At 63.7% G+C, this 16,738-nt stretch carries 16 protein-coding genes; 9 read left to right on the top strand and 7 right to left on the bottom strand.

The annotated features are described in order from the left end of the window. Nucleotides 1-8: 8 nt before the first annotated feature. The 3 genes from NLM31_RS34570 to NLM31_RS34560 form a co-directional block, all read right to left on the bottom strand. Entirely contained in the window at nt 9-554 is a 546-nt protein-coding gene (locus NLM31_RS34570; RefSeq protein ID WP_254195162.1) for a c-type cytochrome, read from the bottom strand. Further along, complete coding sequence (gene soxC, locus NLM31_RS34565; RefSeq protein ID WP_254195161.1) at nt 541-1,812, bottom strand: sulfite dehydrogenase; 1,272 nt, start codon at nt 1,810-1,812, stop codon at nt 541-543. Before soxC ends, NLM31_RS34570 begins: the two co-directional genes overlap by 14 nt. A 138-nt stretch (nt 1,813-1,950) precedes the next feature. Then, nucleotides 1,951-2,289: a carboxymuconolactone decarboxylase family protein gene (locus NLM31_RS34560; protein WP_212329942.1), complete on the bottom strand. Its 339-nt coding sequence runs from the start codon at nt 2,287-2,289 to the stop codon at nt 1,951-1,953. Between the two features lie 103 nt (nt 2,290-2,392). Here NLM31_RS34560 and NLM31_RS34555 point away from each other — a divergent pair, with 103 nt between their 5' ends. After that, the gene (locus NLM31_RS34555) at nt 2,393-3,373 is read left to right on the top strand and encodes an AraC family transcriptional regulator (protein WP_254133736.1); all 981 of its coding nucleotides are present in this window, start codon (nt 2,393-2,395) and stop codon (nt 3,371-3,373) included. Here NLM31_RS34555 and NLM31_RS34550 read toward each other — a convergent pair. Further along, the gene (locus NLM31_RS34550; protein ID WP_254133735.1) at nt 3,336-5,123 is read right to left on the bottom strand and encodes a peptide ABC transporter substrate-binding protein; all 1,788 of its coding nucleotides are present in this window, start codon (nt 5,121-5,123) and stop codon (nt 3,336-3,338) included. The genes NLM31_RS34555 and NLM31_RS34550 overlap by 38 nt on opposite strands. A gap of 148 nt (nt 5,124-5,271) precedes the next feature. Here NLM31_RS34550 and NLM31_RS34545 point away from each other — a divergent pair, with 148 nt between their 5' ends. The 8 genes from NLM31_RS34545 to NLM31_RS34510 all read left to right on the top strand — a co-directional run bounded on the left by NLM31_RS34545 (nt 5,272) and on the right by NLM31_RS34510 (nt 13,789). Next, on the top strand, nt 5,272-6,159 hold the full coding sequence (locus NLM31_RS34545; protein WP_254133734.1) for an AraC family transcriptional regulator: 888 nt from the start codon (nt 5,272-5,274) through the stop codon (nt 6,157-6,159). 98 nt (nt 6,160-6,257) lie between these two features. Then, the gene (locus tag NLM31_RS34540) at nt 6,258-7,160 is read left to right on the top strand and encodes a PhzF family phenazine biosynthesis protein (protein ID WP_254133733.1); all 903 of its coding nucleotides are present in this window, start codon (nt 6,258-6,260) and stop codon (nt 7,158-7,160) included. A gap of 40 nt (nt 7,161-7,200) precedes the next feature. After that, nucleotides 7,201-7,953: a transporter substrate-binding domain-containing protein gene (locus NLM31_RS34535; protein WP_254195160.1), complete on the top strand. Its 753-nt coding sequence runs from the start codon at nt 7,201-7,203 to the stop codon at nt 7,951-7,953. A gap of 18 nt (nt 7,954-7,971) precedes the next feature. Then, nucleotides 7,972-8,628, top strand: a complete 657-nt coding sequence (glnP, locus tag NLM31_RS34530; RefSeq protein ID WP_254133731.1) for a glutamine ABC transporter permease GlnP — start codon at nt 7,972-7,974, stop codon at nt 8,626-8,628. Continuing rightward, nucleotides 8,625-9,353 (top strand): glutamine ABC transporter ATP-binding protein GlnQ, encoded by a 729-nt coding sequence (gene glnQ / locus NLM31_RS34525; RefSeq protein ID WP_305884458.1) that lies wholly within the window; start codon nt 8,625-8,627, stop codon nt 9,351-9,353. The genes glnP and glnQ overlap by 4 nt, the downstream gene beginning before the upstream one ends. A gap of 24 nt (nt 9,354-9,377) precedes the next feature. Beyond that, nucleotides 9,378-10,562: a serine hydrolase gene (locus tag NLM31_RS34520; RefSeq protein WP_256561947.1), complete on the top strand. Its 1,185-nt coding sequence runs from the start codon at nt 9,378-9,380 to the stop codon at nt 10,560-10,562. A gap of 146 nt (nt 10,563-10,708) precedes the next feature. Continuing rightward, nucleotides 10,709-11,272: a hypothetical protein gene (locus tag NLM31_RS34515; RefSeq protein ID WP_254195159.1), complete on the top strand. Its 564-nt coding sequence runs from the start codon at nt 10,709-10,711 to the stop codon at nt 11,270-11,272. Between the two features lie 195 nt (nt 11,273-11,467). Beyond that, nucleotides 11,468-13,789 (top strand): molybdopterin guanine dinucleotide-containing S/N-oxide reductase, encoded by a 2,322-nt coding sequence (locus NLM31_RS34510; protein WP_254195158.1) that lies wholly within the window; start codon nt 11,468-11,470, stop codon nt 13,787-13,789. 114 nt (nt 13,790-13,903) lie between these two features. On the opposite strand, the gene NLM31_RS34505 is transcribed toward NLM31_RS34510, so the two are convergent. Genes NLM31_RS34505 through NLM31_RS34495 form a run of 3 tightly spaced genes read right to left on the bottom strand, consistent with a single transcriptional unit; the run spans nt 13,904 to nt 16,581 of the window. Beyond that, nucleotides 13,904-14,788, bottom strand: coding sequence for a polysaccharide deacetylase family protein (locus tag NLM31_RS34505; protein WP_254195157.1), 885 nt, complete (start codon nt 14,786-14,788; stop codon nt 13,904-13,906). 31 nt (nt 14,789-14,819) lie between these two features. Next, on the bottom strand, nt 14,820-15,905 hold the full coding sequence (locus NLM31_RS34500) for an LLM class flavin-dependent oxidoreductase (RefSeq protein ID WP_254195156.1): 1,086 nt from the start codon (nt 15,903-15,905) through the stop codon (nt 14,820-14,822). Nucleotides 15,906-15,936: 31 nt separating this feature from the next. Then, nucleotides 15,937-16,581, bottom strand: coding sequence for a FadR/GntR family transcriptional regulator (locus NLM31_RS34495; RefSeq protein WP_254133726.1), 645 nt, complete (start codon nt 16,579-16,581; stop codon nt 15,937-15,939). Nucleotides 16,582-16,738: the final 157 nt, after the last annotated feature.

Raw genomic sequence — 16,738 nt, 5'->3', positions numbered from 1 at the left:
TCGCGCGCTCACTTCTTGTGGAACAATCGGGCCGGGTCGAATTCCGGTTCCGGAACGAAGCCGTCGCGATTGGGCATCCTGATCTTCGGCAGACTGTCCTTGTCGACCTTGCCGTCGGCGGGAATGATGCCGTTCAGGCTCAGGATGTAGGCGGTAACGGCATAGGTCTCGTCGGTGCCAAGCGATCCCGGCGTCGGATATGGCATCGCGCGATGGATGTAATCGAACAGCGTCGTTGCGTAGGGCCAGAAGCTGCCGACAGTCTTGACCGGCATATTGGAGGCGAGCGTGCCCTGTCCGCCGGCCAAACGATCCTTAATGCCGCCCTGGCCGTTCTCGCCGTGACAAGCCGAGCAATAATCCGAAAACACCTGCTTGCCTTGCACGACTGTGCCGCTGCCGTCAGGCAGGCCCTTGCCGTCAGGCCCGACATCGATGTCCCACAGCTTGATTTCATCCGGCGTTGCCGGACGACCGAAGTCGAAAGCAAAGACGGGGGACGCGAGCAGGCCGATCGCGAGCACGCCGGTGATAAGTCGCTTATGCGAGGACATTGCGAACCCTCCCGGCCTCGTCGATGCTCCAGGTCTGCTGGGCGTTGTAGTGAAACAGTGCGTTGGTCCCCATCGCCGCGATGAAGGAGTTTCGGTCCGGCTGAACGTTGCCCTGCTCGTCGGTCGAACGGCTCACGATCGTGGTCGGCTTGCCGTCCCAGACCCAATCCATCTGGAAACGGACCTGGGCCTTGGACAATACCGGCTGGCTCAATTGCGCCTGGGTCCAGGTCTTGCCGCCGTCGGTCGAGATCTCGACCTCAGCGATCTTGCCATGGCCGCTCCAGGCCAAGCCCGAGATGCGATTGTAGCCCGGCTGGATCTGCATCATGCCCGAGGGCTGGGTGATGACGGAGTTGGTGTCCATCCGCAGCTGGAATTGCCGCGCCTTGCCGTCGGCGAGCAGCTGCGTATAGCGCGCAGTCTCCCAGCGCGTCATCCAGGGCGCGCTGCCGAACTTGAGGCGGCGCAGCCATTTGATGTTGAGGTTGCCTTCGAAACCCGGCATCACCAGCCGCATCGGAAAGCCATGCGCGGGCCTGAGCGGCTCGCCGTTCTGGCCGTAGGCGACGAAGGCCTCGTTCACGATCTCGTCGGTGAGGGGAATGCTGCGGTCGACGCCGGCGCCGTCGCCGCCTTCGGCCAGCATCCAGGTCGAGCCCTTGTCCTTGGCGACAAGGTCGATCAGGAATTTGAGCGGTACGCCGGTCCATTCGTTGGTGCTGACCAGGCCGTGCGTGTTCTGCACCGTCAAGTCCGGATCGGCCTTCTTCCAGTTCTCCCAGCCATTGCCGGTGCATTCGATGAAGACCACGCGCGAGATCGACGGCATCCGCTTGAGATCGTCGACGCTGAAAACCAGCGGCTTGCCGACCATGCCGTGGATCAGTAGCCGGTGTTGCACTGGATCGATGTCGGGTACGCCGGAATGGCTGCGCTCGTAATGCAGATCGGTCGGTGTGATGTTGCCGACCAGCTTTTGATGCGGCGTCTTGGAATTGATGGCATCGCTGGGATCGATGTTACGCTTGCCCGGCGTCGCCTCCGGGATACGGTCGATCTTGGCGAAGCGGGAGCGCTCGCTGTGTGCGCTGAGATCAGCGCCTGGGCCGCGATCGGGAACGTCGGCCAGCGTTTCCGCATTGGCCGCTTCGGTCGCCGCCACGCTCAAAATGCCCGCCGACAAACCTCCGACGAAGCCACGGCGCGACATGTTCGCAGGCCGGGACAACAACTCGATTGGCGTCTTGGACGTCATATGATCTCCCATCGATAATCGTGTTTTTTGGAAATCCCGATCGCGATCACGCGGCGAGATTTACCGCAGGCCGCGACGATTGCATGTTAGGTTGTGTTAGAAGGAGTGAGCGTTGGCGCGCTCACTCCTGTCGGCTGTTCAAGCTTCCTTGAAGGCCTCGTGCGCACGGGTCGAATAGACGAGTGCTGCGCCGGCATTGACCGAGATCGCGGTGCCGAGCGCTTCGGCCAGCTCGCCTTCGGTCGCGCCGTGCTTCTTCGCTTCGGCGGCATGGACGGTGATACAGCCGTCGCAGCGCAGGCTGATGGCGACGGCGAGCGCGATCAGCTCGCGCGTCTTTGCGTCGAGGTGAGCGGTCTTGGCGCCCGCGCCGCTCAGCGTCGCGTAGCCCTTGACCGTCTCCGGGGACAGCTTTCCAATCTCGCCGACGCCGGCGACGACCTGGCGGCGGTAGGTGTTCCAGTCGAGCATGGCCATGTTAACCTCCATCGGTGTTCTGTCCGCTAGAGTGCCCGCGCTTGCCGCGCCGGGACATGGCCGGGCGGCTCGAACATATGTCCGGGCGGATCAAGGAGTGCGAATGTCGGAGGCTGGAGCAGCCGAATTGTTGAATGCGATGGTGCCGCTGTTCAGGATCCGCCCCGTGATCGACGATTCCTGCAGGTTCGGTGGCAGCTGGGAGTCACTGCACGCGCCGAACGGCCGGGGATGGGCGCAATTCCATATGGTGACGCGCGGCGCCTGCGTGGTTGAGAGGCCAGGGCTGGGTCCGCAGAGGCTGGAGGCCGGCGATATTCTCCTGCTGCCGCACGGTGATAGTCATCTGATGCGAAGCGAAGTGAGGGGCGCTGCAGGGCGGGTTTCGACCGAGACTCGAAACGGTATCCGCCAGCGCACGATGGTGGACGCTGCGGTCGATACCGAGCTGCTCTGCGGCCGCTTCCTGTTCGAAACCTCGCTCGAGAATCCGCTGATCGCGGCTCTTCCCGACGAGATCATCCTGCGCACCGCAGGAGAGCCGTTGCTGGAAAGGTTTCGGCGCCTGTTGCTCGACATCCGCGAAGAGCTCGACGCAGCAAAGGCCGGATCGGAGATGGTCGCGGCTGATCTCGCCAGAGCCCTGTTCGTCATGATGCTCCGCGACCATCTGACGGAGCAGGCTTCCAGCCATGGGACGCTTTCGCTTCTGCAGGACCGTACGACGGCCCGCGTCGTGCTGGCGATCCTCGGTGATCTCGCCCGCGACTGGACGCTCGACGAGATGGCGGCGGTGGCCATCGCCTCGCGCGCAACGCTGGTGCGGGCCTTTCAGAAGCGCGCGGGCGTCGCGCCGATGACGTTCCTGTCCGATCTGCGACTGGCGATCGCGCGCAAACGGCTGGCCGGCACGTCCGATCCGATCGCGAAGATCGCGGATGAAATCGGGTACGCGTCCGAGAGCGCCCTCAGCAAAGCCATCATGCGCAAATACGGCATGCGACCCGGCGCGCTGAGAATGGAGCCGGGTGCCCAGCCGGTCGCGGTCAGCTCCGATACCAGCTCGCCACATTCCACGTCGTGACGTCCCACCCCGAGATGTCGGTCATGAGGTTGTTGACGGCGCCACCGACGATGTAGCGCGAGAGCAGCGGCAGGAACACGTTGGCCTCGCAGAAGATCTCATTGACCTTGATCAGCAGCGCGGCGCGCTTGACCGGGTCGAGCTCCTGTTGCGCGGCCTTGTAAGCCTTGTCGGCCTCGGGATCGGACCAGCGCGAGACGTTGCGACCGAGCCATTTGTTGTCCTTGTTGGCGATCTCCCAGGAGACGCACTGGTTCAGGAACCGCTCCGGATCGGGCTGCGGCATCGTCGTGTTGTACATCTCGATGTCGCAATAGAATTTCGAATAGGTGTCGGGGTTGCCGACGTCGGAGGAGAAGAACACCGACGCGGTGACCGATTTGAGCTCGATCTCGATGCCGGCCTTCTGGCAAGCCTGCTTGATGATGGCCTGGGTCTTTTGCCGTGGCGCGTTGATCGAGGTCTGGAATACGTATTTGAGCTTCTTGCCGTCCTTCTCGCGGATGCCGTCCGCGCCCATCTTCCAGCCGGCCTCGTCGAGGATCTTGTTCGCCTTGTCGATATTGAACTCGAAGTTCAGCTTGCTCGACTTGAACCGACCCGGCTGGTTGACGAAGCTTGCGGTTGCGACGGCACCGCGACCGTAGATGAATTTCTGGATCCCGTCGCGGTCGATCAGCAGATTGAGCGCCCGGCGCACCGCCGGATCGGACAGCGTCGGATGCTTGGTCTTGGCGCTGGAGCGTTCGCTGTCGACCTCGGTCCACGGGTCGGTCGTGTTGAGGATGATGAACTCGACGCCGCCGGATATTGTGAACTCCACCTTGCCTTTGCCGCCGGTCTCCATGCGCTTGAGGATCTCGTCCTCCACCAGCAGGTTCCAGGCGTAGTCGTATTCTCCGGTCTGCAGCACGGCGCGCGCCGCGGAGACCGCATCGCCGCCACCCTTGATCTCGAACGTATCGAAATACGGCTGGTTCTTCACGTGATAGTCGGGATTGCGTTCGGCCCGGACCAGATCGCCCGGCTTGAACTCGACGAATTTGTACGGACCGGTGCCGACCGGCTTCAGATTACCCGGTGCATCGCGGGATTTCGCGCCGATATATTCGCCGAAATGATGCTTCGGCAGGATCTGGCCGACCGAGCCGACGAAGGGGTCGGCCCAGAACGGGGTCGGAGCCTTGAAGGTGACCTTGACGGTGTGATCGTCGATCTTCTCGACCGTGATGTTCTGATAGGAGCCCGTGGTGTAGGCGGCAGTGGCGAGATCCGCGGCGTATTGCCAGGTGAAGACAACATCGTCGGCGGTGAAGGGCTTGCCGTCATGCCATCGCACGCCCTGCTTCAGTTTCCAGATCACGGTGGTGCCGTCGGTGGAGAGACCGCCATTCGCCTTGGTCGGCACCTCGGCGGCGAGGCAGGGGATCAGGTTGCCTTCCTTGTCCCAGCCGGCCAGCGGCTCGAAGAAGACGCGCGAGGCGACCTGGTCCTTGGTGCCGAGCGCGAAATGCGGATTGAGCAGCGTTGGAGCCTGCCAGAGCAGGAGCTTGAGCGGACCGCCGCCGCCGGCCTTGGTCGGCTTGTAGGCCAGCGTGGCATCCGCCATCGCCACGTCGTTCCAGAGCAGGATCTGGCTCGCGAGCGGAGCTGCGATCCCGACCGCAGCCATGGTCCGGATGAACGCGCGTCGCGAGAGCGTGCCCTGCTGCACCTCGGCCACCAGGCCGCGGATGTCCTTGTCGTCCATCAGATGACCTCCACCTCTCAGAAGAAAAGTCGCCGCCGGCCATGCAATTTACATGCACTGTAGCCCAGGATTTAGGGCCCCGTGGCGTCAAAGATGACGCAGGCGGTGGGCATGCAGGTCAAAGACTGCTAGGCTCCGGCCGTCAAATTTGGGCATCGACATGCTGAGATCATTTGATCAGCTCCGCGGAACGGCAGATCCAGGTCGCCTGGTTGCTGCTGACAATGAGTACGCGGCCCTGGTCGGCAGCGGCGAATACGCCATGCCGTGGCACTGGCATGATTGCCTGATGTTCATCCTGCCGAACCGCGGAACGATCGAGCTCAAGCACGAAGGCCAGCGCGCGGGGACGTGGCTGTCTCAGGATCGCTTCGCGGTCGTGCCGCCCGACCGCGCCCACGAAACCAGGGCCGGCATCGGAGCGCACAGCCACATCGCCCTCTATGTCACCGGACCGATCCTCGAGAGGTTTGAGAGAGAGATCGGCTCGCTGAGCGAATTCCGGAGGCGAACCCGTACGACCAGCTTCTTCCGCTGCACCTCAAGGCTGCGCGCCTTGCACGAACTATCGGCTCGGGGCGAAGGAGAGGCTTACGGCCAATCGCGCATTCGCCATGGCCTGTCCTCGGCGCTGCTGGTTCAATGCATCGCCGAAGTCATGGCGGGCGAGGTCGTGTCCGGCACCTCGCATCGCGAGCACGGCATGATGTTGATCGAGGACGTGAAGCAATACCTGACCCGGCATGTCGACCGGACCATTCCGCTCGACACGCTCGAAGCACGTTTTGGCGTGTCGCGGCGTCATATGAGCCGCTTGTTCCGGGAATTCACCGGTCTGTCGATCGGGGAATTCCAGCAGCGGGCGCGTCTCGACAGGGCCTGTGAGCTGCTCGCGGGAACTGATCTTCCCATCGGGGAGATCGCGTTCCGGGTCGGATTCGACAGCGGTGCCGCTCTCGCTCATGCGATGCGTCGGGCCGACGGCCGCTCGCCCAGCGAGGTCCGCAAGCGCATGGCCCGATCAATCAAACCTTAGGTCCCGTTCGGACACGCATCCCGCCGGCGGCGGTCATAATTTGACCGGCGTGAATTCTGCGTGACGGCTCGTCAGAGCCTCGCGCTCCGGGATGGGTGATGAACAGGTCAAGACATCAGGTTCGATTCGTCCGCGTGTTCGCCGCGGGGCCCGACGGCGGCAATCCGGCGCCGATCGTCGTCGACGCGGCCGGAATGTCGGATGCGCAGATGCAGGAGGTGGCGAGCTCCTACGGCCATGAAAGCGGATTCGTCCTGCCGGCGCCTTTGGCGTCGGATTGCGATTTCGAATTTCGCTTCTGGGTCCCCAACCACGAAATGTCGATGTGCGGACATGCGACGGTGGGCGCCGTCTGGCTGCTCGCGCAGCTCGGCCGAGTGTCGGGCGATCACTTGAAGATCTCGACCAAGAGCGGCCGCGTCGAAGCGCGGATCCGGCGGGCGGCAGGACAGGACGTCTGCGTGGAGGTCTCGCAGCCCGCAGGCCATGTCGAGCCGCTTTCCGATACCGATCAGGTGAGAGCCGACATTGTCGAGGTGCTTGGCATCCGTTCCGACGACATCGCGCCGCTGCCGATCCAGAATGCGCGGACCAGCCGCGTGAAGACTCTCATTCCGCTGCGATCGGTATCGGTGCTCGACGGTTTGAACCCGAACTTCGACAGGATCGAGCGGCTGTGTTCCCGCATCGCCTCCACCGGACTCTATCCCTACGCGATCTCCGACCGGGAGCGGCAGGTCGTCGACGCGCGTCAGTTTCCGCGCTCGTCGGGGTATCCGGAAGATGCAGCGACCGGCATCGCGGCATCCGCCTTGTCGTTCGGCCTGCTGTCCAACGGTTTGGTCGAAGCCTCCGATCGCGCGATCACGGTCCGCCAGGGGCGCGCGATGAAGCGTCCGTCTGAAATCCAGGTCCGCTTCAATCTCGATGATGGGCGCATCGACGGCTGCTGGCTCTCCGGCGTCGTACAGCCGACCGAATGCGAGAAAATTTCGACCTGACGAGCCGAACCCAGAACCCACCCGTGCCATGGAGATGAAGGTGAAACGTCGCGATTTTATCAAGCTTGGTTTGATTGCCGCCCCCGCAATCTCGATGTCCTGGCCGGCCAGAGCCGAAGATGCCGAGCTTATCGTCGGCTCCAATGTCGGCAGCCCGCCCTTTGCCTTCAAGGATGGCGACGGCTATTCGGGCTTCGACATCGAAGTCTGGGCCGAGGTAGCGAAGGGGCTGAACCGCAAATGGCATGTGCAGCCGATGCAGTTCGGCGCGTTGATCCCCGCGTTGCAGACGAAGAACATCGACGCGATCGTCTCCCAGCTGTTCATCAAGCCGGAGCGTCAGAAGGTGATCGACTTCTCGGAGCCCTACTATCAGAGCGGCTTGATTGCCATCACCGGAGCCGGCAATAACGCGATCAAGACGCCCGACGATCTCACGGGCAAGGCGATCGGCACCGAAACGGGAACGGTCGCCGTCGACTTCATCCGCGAGCACATCAAGGGCGCGAGCATCGAGCAGATGCCGACCATCAACAATGCATTGCTGGCGCTCGAGGCGGGGCGGACGGATGCTGTCGTCTATGACGCGCCGGCGCTGATGTACTACGCCAACAACGCCGGCAAGGGCAAAGTCAGGGTGCTCCAGCCGAAGCTGGAAGGTCGCGACGTCGGCATTGGCTTCCAGAAGGGCAGTCCTCTGGTTGCGACGGCGAATGCGTCGCTCGCTGCCATGAAGGCCGACGGACGGCTGAAGGCGCTGCGCGAAAAATGGTTCGGGCCGGAATCGACCTAAGGCGCCGGATCCCTTGCCATGTCGTTCGATTGGACCGCGATCACGGCCGCCTTGCCCGAATTGCTGGAGGGCCTCGAGCTCACCATCCTGATCGCGATCGCAGGTCTGATCGGCGGCACGATCGTCGGCGTCGTGACTGCGGTTGGTCTCAATTATGGGAACTGGCTGGTCACCGCGCCGGCACAGGCCTACGTCGCCTTCATTCGCGGCACGCCCATCGTCGTCCAGGTGATGTTCGTCTATTTTGCCCTGCCGATCATGCTGGGCATCCGCTTGAGCTCGACCAGCGCGGCGATCATCACGCTGATCGTGAATTCGGGGGCCTACACTGCCGAGATCGTGCGGGGCGCGCTGGACAGCGTCCCTGCCGGGCTTCGCGAGGCTGGCCTTGCCATGGGCCTGAGCTTCCGCAAGGTCCTGGCTTACGTGATCGCGCCGATCGCGTTTCGCCGTGCACTGCCCGCGATGGGCAATCAGGTCGTGGCCGTGGTCAAGGACACCTCGATCTTCCTCGTCATCGGCGTCGGCGAGCTGACCCGGCGAGGTCAGGAGATCATGTCGGAGAATTTTCGAGCGGTGGAGATCTGGACCGCAGTGGCGCTGATCTATCTCGTCGTGATCAGTCTGCTCGCCTACAGCCTTCGCTTCATCGAACGGAGATCGCGCCTGCCATGAGCATGATCGAATTCAGGCAGGCGACCAAGCGATTTGGAGCGCACACCGTTCTGCACCCGCTCAATCTCGATATCGAGAGCGGCGAGGTCGCCGTGATCATTGGACCGTCGGGCTCCGGGAAATCGACCATGCTCCGTTGCATCAACGTTCTGGAGACGATCAGCGGCGGTGATCTCCGCGTCGATGATATCAGCGTGCTCGGCGCGTCGCGCGACATCAGGCGCATCCGGCTCGAGGCCGGCATGGTGTTCCAGCAGTTCAACCTGTTTCCAAATCTGACCGCGATCCAGAACGTCATGTTCGGGCCGATCCGGGCACGCGGCCGCACCAAGGTCGAGGCGCGCGAGATCGCTGCGGCCCTGCTACAGAAGGTCGGGCTTGCCGAGCGCATGAACCATTATCCCTCGCAGCTTTCCGGCGGTCAGCAGCAGCGCGTCGCGATCGCGCGTGCGCTCGCTGTCGGGCCGAAGGTGATGCTGTTCGACGAGCCGACGTCGGCGCTCGATCCGGAATTGCGGCAGGAGGTGCTCAAGGTCATGCAGACCCTGGCGACCGAGGGCATGACCATGGTGGTCGTGACCCACGAGATGAGTTTCGCCAAGAGGGTCGGCTCGCGGTTGTTGTTTCTGGATGGAGGGCACCTCGTTCACGACGGCAATCCCACTGCGTTGCTGTCGGCGCCCCCGAGCGAGCGATTTCGCGACTTCCTTCAGCATATTGACTGACCCTCGACGGAGCTTCCACGGATCATGTCGTCATCTGCCTTCGAGACCAGCTATGGTTTCCCCCGTAGCGATGTCCGACTGTCCAACTGGCGTCAGGCGCCCTGGAACGTCTGGTCGTTCCGCCATGTCTGCGAGCTGATTCCGACCGCGCGCATCTCGGCGACGCCGGGTCTCGTCGAGGGGCCGCCCGTTGATGCCGAGGGCCTGCTCGGCGAGGAGCTCTCGGTCCGAGGCGAAAGAACGACTGTTGCAGATATTCTCCGGAGAACGTCGACCGACGCGCTCGTCGTGATGAAGTCCGGTCGCATCGTTGCTGATATCCACGCGCCGAACTTCACGCTGCAATCGCGTCACATTCTCTTCTCCGCAAGCAAGTCGGTGACTTCGATCGTCGCAGGCGTCCTGCACGGCGACGGGCTGCTCGATCTTGACCAGCAGGTGCCGCACTATGTGCCGGAGCTGAAATCATCCGCCTATGCGGATGCGCGCATCCGCGACGTTCTCGACATGCGGGTTAGCCTCGATTTCGAAGAGATATATCAGGACCCGCGCGGCGATTTCGCGCGCTATCGCCGCGCCGGCTTGCTGGAGCCCGTCGCGCCCGGACAAGCTGCGGAAACGCTCATTGAATTCCTGTCCTCGTTGAAGAAGGGTCCGGGGGGTCACAATGGCTCCTTCCACTACGCATCCCCGAATTCCGACGTTCTGGGCCTGGTCGTCGAACGCGCATCCGGCGAGCGTTTTGCGGATCTCGTCACGAGGCGTCTTTGGCAGCCGCTCGGAGCAAGGCAGGATGCCTATGTCACGGTCGATGCGGCCGGCTCGGCGCGGTCCGGTGGCGGCATCTGCATGAGTCCGCGCGATCTTGCGCGTGTCGGCGAGATGATGCGACTGGGCGGCGTCGCCAATGGGCGAAACATCGTCTCGCCGGAATGGGTGCGCGACACGGCGACTGGCACCCCTGCCGGGACGTGGAGCGCAGGCAAGCTCGCCGAATGGCTGCCGGGCGGATGCTATCGAAACAAATGGTACCAGAGGCGCACCGATGGCGACGCGTTCTTTGCTCTCGGCATTCACGGCCAATGGCTCTACGTCGATCCAGGCGCCGAGATGGTCGTCGCAAAATTCTCGTCGCAGCCGGTCGCCGTTTGCAACGACACCAAACGGCTCAACCTTGCGCTCTTCGACGCGCTCGCGAGAATGGCGTGAGTGGGCAGCTTCTGCCGGGACGGTTTTGCCGGCGTGACGAAGCTGCCGGCATGAACTCGCGATAAGTGCTTGATGGCAAAGATGCTCTTGTCTGGCACGCCCATTGCACGCGGAACGTGCGTTCGCAATGACAGTGGAGTTCGCGTATGAGCGTCGGCAGCATGAGCAGCATCAGTGGTGGAAGCGCGACGAGTTCGTCGTCGTCCACCCGCCCTTCGAAATCGACCGACGGTTCGCAGGGAGACGGCTCGACCTTCGCCTCGCTGATGCACGACGGCACGCCTTACGACGAGGTCAAGGTGAACCTGCCGAACGGAATGTCGGTCGGTATCGTCCATTTCGGCGGCGGCGGCTTCGACAGCAGTGCGCTCAAATCCATCGAGGATTTCGTCCAGCATTTCGCAAGCCAGCAGGTACCGGGAAGTTCGTCCTCCGCGACCGGCCAGACACAGAACAACGACACTCCCGACACCGTCGGAATCGACAAGATTCATGTCGATCTCCCGAACGGGTTCTCGTTCGAGGTCATTCATTCTTCCGGCAATCAGGCATCGGACAGTGCCGCCGTGATGAAGGAGCTCACCGAGGCGGCCGAAGAGCTCACCGAGTCCTTCGCGCAATATTCGCCGGCATCACAGGCCACGTCCGCCTATGCCGCGCAGCAGGCAGCGTCATCCGATCGGACGAGCCAGGTCGACGCCCAGGGCTGAGCAAGGCGCGGCCTGGGATGACCGCTTGAAGGGGAAACGCGCCGCAGGCCGCCGTGCGATCCGCGGGATGCGGCCATGCGCGCGGTTCCAGGCATCGGTAATCCGTTGCCCCCCGCGCGCTGGCCTCATTATATTGGTTGCGATGATTGCGACCGGGGCCGCCTGCACGGCGTGTCCCGCGATGAGGGCCACGCGATGGACGATACGATTGGTTTCCCCGACCCCGGTCTCGACCTGTCCGACGGCTTCAAGCCGCACACCTCGCATTGGGGCGTGTTTTCCGCACGCAACGGCGCAGCCGGGCTGGAGGTGAGGGCCTATGCGGGCGATCCCGATCCGAACGGCATCATCGACAATTTCCCCGGCGCCTTGCGTCACCAGGCGCGTATCGCCCAGCCCGCGATTCGCCGCGGCTGGCTCGAGCGCGGGCCCGGGCCGGATGACCGGCGCGGCCGCGACGAATTCGTCTCCGTCAGCTGGGAGAAGGCGCTGGACCTGCTCGGCGACGAGCTGATGCGCATCCGCGACACGCGCGGCCCAGGCGCCGTGTTCGGCGGTTCTTACGGCTGGTCGAGCGCAGGCCGCCTGCATCACGCGCAGAGCCAGGTGCACCGCTTCCTCAACATCGCGATGGGCGGCTACGTCCGCTCGGTGAATTCCTATTCCTCGGGCGCGTCCTCGGTGCTGCTGCCGCAGATCATGGCGGGCTACGAGGACATCACCAAGCGCAACGTCACCTGGGAGCAGATCGCGACCGAAACCGAGATCGTGCTCGCGTTCGGGGGCATGGCGCTGAAGAACTCGATGGTGGCCGGCGGCTCGATCAGCAAGCATGTCGAGCGCGGTGCGATGGAAGCGGCACGCAAGCGCGGCTGCGAGTTCATCCTGATGAGTCCGCTGCGTGAGGATCTGCCCGTCGAGGCCGGCGCGGAATGGATGACCTGCATCCCGGGCACCGACACCGCGCTGATGCTCGGCGTGGTCCACACGCTGGTCAGCGAAGGTCTGCACGACCAGGCCTTCCTCGATCGCTACACCGAGGGATGGCCGGTGTTCTTGCGCTATCTCACGGGTGAGAGCGATGGGCAGGCCAAGGACGCGGCATGGGCCGCCGCGATCTGCGGCGTCGACGCGAACACCATCCGCACGCTGGCGCGACGGCTTGCCGGCAAGCGCGCGCTCATCACCGTCTCGCATTCGCTGCAGCGCGCCGAGCATGGCGAGCAGCCGGTGTGGATGGGCATGGTGCTGGCGGCCGCTCTCGGCCAGATCGGTCTTCCCGGCGGCGGCTACGCCTATTCGCTCGGCGCGATCGGATACTACGGCCGCCGCGTCAACGATGTGCCGGGGCCGACGCTGGGGCAGGGCCGCAACGGCGTCCGTGATTTCATTCCGGTGGCGCGCATCGCCGATATGCTGCTCAATCCCGGCAGCACCTATCGCTACAATGGCGAGACGCGTACCTATCCGGATATCCGCCTGGTCTATTGGGCCGGCGGCAATCCGTTCCATCATCACCAGGACATCAACCGCCTGCGCAAGGCGTTTGCGAAAGTCGACACGCTCGTCGTGCACGAGCTCGCCTGGACCGCGACGGCCCGCCACGCCGACATCGTGCTGCCGTCGACCATGACGCTCGAGCGCGAGGATATAGGCTATTCCAGCAACGATCCCCTGATGGTCGCGATGCATCGGATCGCCGAGCCGTTTGGCCTCGCGCGCGACGACTACGATATCTTTGCCGACATCGCCGATCGCCTCGGGGCCCGCGAGCCTTTCACCGAGGGGCGCACGTCGCGAGAGTGGCTGGAGCATCTCTACGAGCCGACCCGCGCCTCGCTCGCCAAGCGCGGGTTAGAGGCCCCAAGCTTCGAGGAATTCTGGCAGCGCGGCAGCCTGGTCGTGCCGCAGCAGCCGGACGATGGCGGCCGGCTGCGTTCCTTCCGCGATGACCCCGTCGCGCATCCCCTGCCGACGCCGAGCGGACGCATCGAGGTCTACTCCGCGAAGATCGCCGGCCATGGCGATGCGGATTGTCCGGGACATCCGGTCTGGCTTGAGAAGAGCGACATGCCGAAGCCGGGTGCGCCTTGCTTCCTCGTCGCCAACCAGCCGGTGACACGGCTGCACAGCCAGCTCGATTTCGGCGGGCATTCGCTGGCCGCAAAGCATCGCGGCCGCGAGGTCGCGCGCATGAATCCGCGCGACGCTGACGCGCGGGGCATCAAGGATGGCGACATCATTCGCCTCTTCAACGAACGCGGCGCCTGCCTGGCCGCGGTGAACGTCACCGACGGCATCGCGCCCGGTGTCGTGCAGCTCCCGACCGGCGCCTGGTACGACCCGATGGATCCGGAAGACGCGGCGCCGCTCTGCGTCCACGGCAATCCCAACGTGCTGACCCGCGACATCGGCACCTCGTCCTTCGCACAAGGCTGCACCGGCCAGCTCACGACCGTGGAGGTCGAGAAGTTCACCGGCAATCTGCCGCCGATCCGGGCGTTCGATCCGGTGTAGCTAGCAAAGTGCGTAGGATGGGTAGAGCGAAGCGAAACCCATCAATTTCTGACCAAGACGAGACAGGATGGGTTTCGCAAGCGCTCTACCCATCCTACGATGCCGCGGAGTCGTCTACCCCCGCGCGAGCCGCGCCATCTCTGCCCGATACCAGTCGCCGATCTCGCTTGCCGTCATCGATGCGACGCCGTCGTGGCCGATGACGTAGTCGAGCAGCTGTTCGAGATATTTGATCCGGTGCGGCACGCCGGTGATGTAGGGATGGATCGAGATCGCCATCACCCGCGCATTGTCGGCGCCCTCGAGATACAGCCGGTCGAACTGATCCATGCCGCGCTTCAAGAACTGGTCGGATGGCAGGTGCTGGAGCGCGTGGACGACGATGTCGTTGGTCTCGACCGTGTAGGGGATCGTCGTGATGGTGCCATGCGGCGTCGCGACGTCCTGCGGCAGGTCGTCGATCACCCAGTCGGCGACATATTCGATGCCGTTGAGGCGTAAGAGGTCGAGCGTTTCCTCGGTCTCGGTCAGGCCCGGGCTCTCCCATGAGCGCGGCGCGCGCCCGGTGAAGTTTGCGATGGTCTCGACCGAGCGCTTGATCGCGTCTGCCTGGTCGGGAAGGCGGTGCATCGGGCCCTGCATGAAGCCGTGACCCATGAACTCGAAGCCGGCCTCGCGCGCGGCGGAGGCGACGCGCGGATAGGCGTTGCAGACATCGGCGTTCGCGGCCAGCGTCACCTTCATGTCGCGATCCGTCAGCGCCTTGAACTGGCGCCAAAAGCCGGCGCGCATGCCGTATTCGTGCCACGACCAGTTCGGCACGTCGGGCAACAGCGGCTGGCCCATCGGTGGGCTCAGCACGACGCGCGGCATCGCGTTCTCAATCCGCCATTCCTCGACATTGAGGATCACCCACACCGCGAGGCGCTTGCCGTTCGGCAGCTTCAGCTTCGGTCGGTCGATCAGGGCTTGATACGGAATGCGATCACTGAGGGCCATGGCGAGCCTCCTGTCGTGCCGAGAGGTTAAACTACTTCGTGCCGGCGGTGATGCGCGGCATCACCTGCTCGGCCATCAGGATCATCGAGCGGCGTCCGAGCTCGCGGTCGCGCCAATCCTTGCCGGCATAGAGCAGGGTGCCGAACTCGCCGACCTCTTCCTGAAGCGCCAGGATCTGGTCGGCGACGCTGTCGGGTGTGCCGTAGATGATCAGCTTGTCGCAGACGGATTCGAGCGTGACCTCGTCATCCGGCTGGTCGCGCCGCGTCTTGAACAGATCGATGCGCCCGTTGCGCTTCAGCTTGGTGAAGAGCGAGCGGTAGTAATAGACGTACGGGCTGTCGGGATCGGTGGCATAGGCCTTGGCGGTCGCCATGTCGTTCGCGACGAACACGCTCTTGGCCACGCGCCAATTGCCGGAATCGACCGGGCGGCCGACGCGCTCGCAGCCTTCGATATATTTCGGCCAATGGCTCTTCACCCAAATCGGCATCAGGAAGTTGGCCGAGATCGGATCCCAGCCGCGTGCGGCGGCCTCGGTGACGCCTTTGGAGAACGGCGCGACGGCGGTGACGACGATCGGCGGATGCGGCCGCTGCAAGGGCTTCGCGATAAAGCCCTGGCCGATGTCGGCCATCAGCGTCTTCTCGGTCGTGATGTTCCAGAACTGTCCCTTGATGTTGTAGGGCGGCTCGCTCGCCCAGATTTGCAGCACCTGATTGATCGCCTCGAGGAACATGGCGTTGCGATCGCGTTCGAGCGTGCCGAACAGTTCGGCATCCGAGAGCAGGCCGCCCGGACTGATGCCGAAGATCAGTCGCCCGTCGAGCATGTGGTCCAGCATCGCGATGGTGGCGGCGACGGTGGCCGGATGGACGTTCGGCATGTTGACGGTGCCGGTGCCGAGCTTGATCTGCTTCGTCGCAGCCGCAATCCAGGCCAGGAAGGCGATGCATGAGGTGATATTCTCGGCCTGGTCGGTGACGTGCTCGCCGACATAGGCCTCGCTGAAGCCGAGCTCGTCGGCCAGCAGAAACGCCTCGCGATCCTCGGCCAAGGACTGTCGCCAGTCCTTCTCCAGTGGATGGATCGGCATCGTGAAGAAGCCCAGTTTCATGGCCGGCACCTTTATTGTTCTTGTGTGGAACTCAGGCCTGCGTTCCCATCAGCTTGTCGACGGTGGTTCGCAGATGCCGGCGCATCGCCTCCATCGCACGCATGCGATCGCGTTGCTCGATCGCATCGATCAGCGCGTCGTGCTCGGCAAAGGAGGAGTAGTCTTCCGGCGGTCGCTCCGGCCTGGTATCGAGCCATCGCCACACCACCGCGCGCCGGACGTCGTCGACGGTTCGGTGGATCGCCGACAGCAGCGGATTTCCGGTGGCTTCCGCGATCAGGCGGTGCAGGCGCCCATCCAGCGTCTCGTAGTCCTTCCAGGTTTTGGCCTCGCGCATCTGCTGCGCCAGCACGCGCATGCCTTCGATCTGCTTGAAGGTGGCGTTGACCGCGGCGAGGCTGGCGATCTCCGGCTCCAGCACGAGCCTTGCCTCCATCGCGTTGCGCGGACTGGTGCTGTCGCGCAGCGCGGCGAGATTGGCGCTGCCGTTGTCCGCAGGCGCGCGGATGAATGTGCCGCGGCCGACTTCGCGCGAGAGGCGGCCGTCCAGCTCAAGGCGCGCGAGCGCCTTGCGGATCTCGTTGCGCGAAACCCCGAACTGCGCCGCGAGTTGTCGCTCCGGAGGAAGGCGTGTGCCGGGACCGCCCTCAGTCAATCGAGCCAACAAATCGAACACCGGTCCAATCCTCTATCGCAACCAATATCAACCAATCTCTATTTCACGCGCATTGTGTTCACAAATGCAAGACCAAAACGACGGTGATGAAAGTTAGGCGTTGACAGCCGCAGATTTGAAAGCGAGGCTTCAACCAATCAAAAAGCCAATTGTAAAA

It is taken from the genome of Bradyrhizobium sp. CCGUVB4N (genome assembly GCF_024199945.1).
In the GTDB taxonomy this organism is placed as follows: domain Bacteria; phylum Pseudomonadota; class Alphaproteobacteria; order Rhizobiales; family Xanthobacteraceae; genus Bradyrhizobium.
Note: the sequence above shows the minus strand (reverse complement) of the source record. Positions and strands in the feature narration are given on the sequence as shown.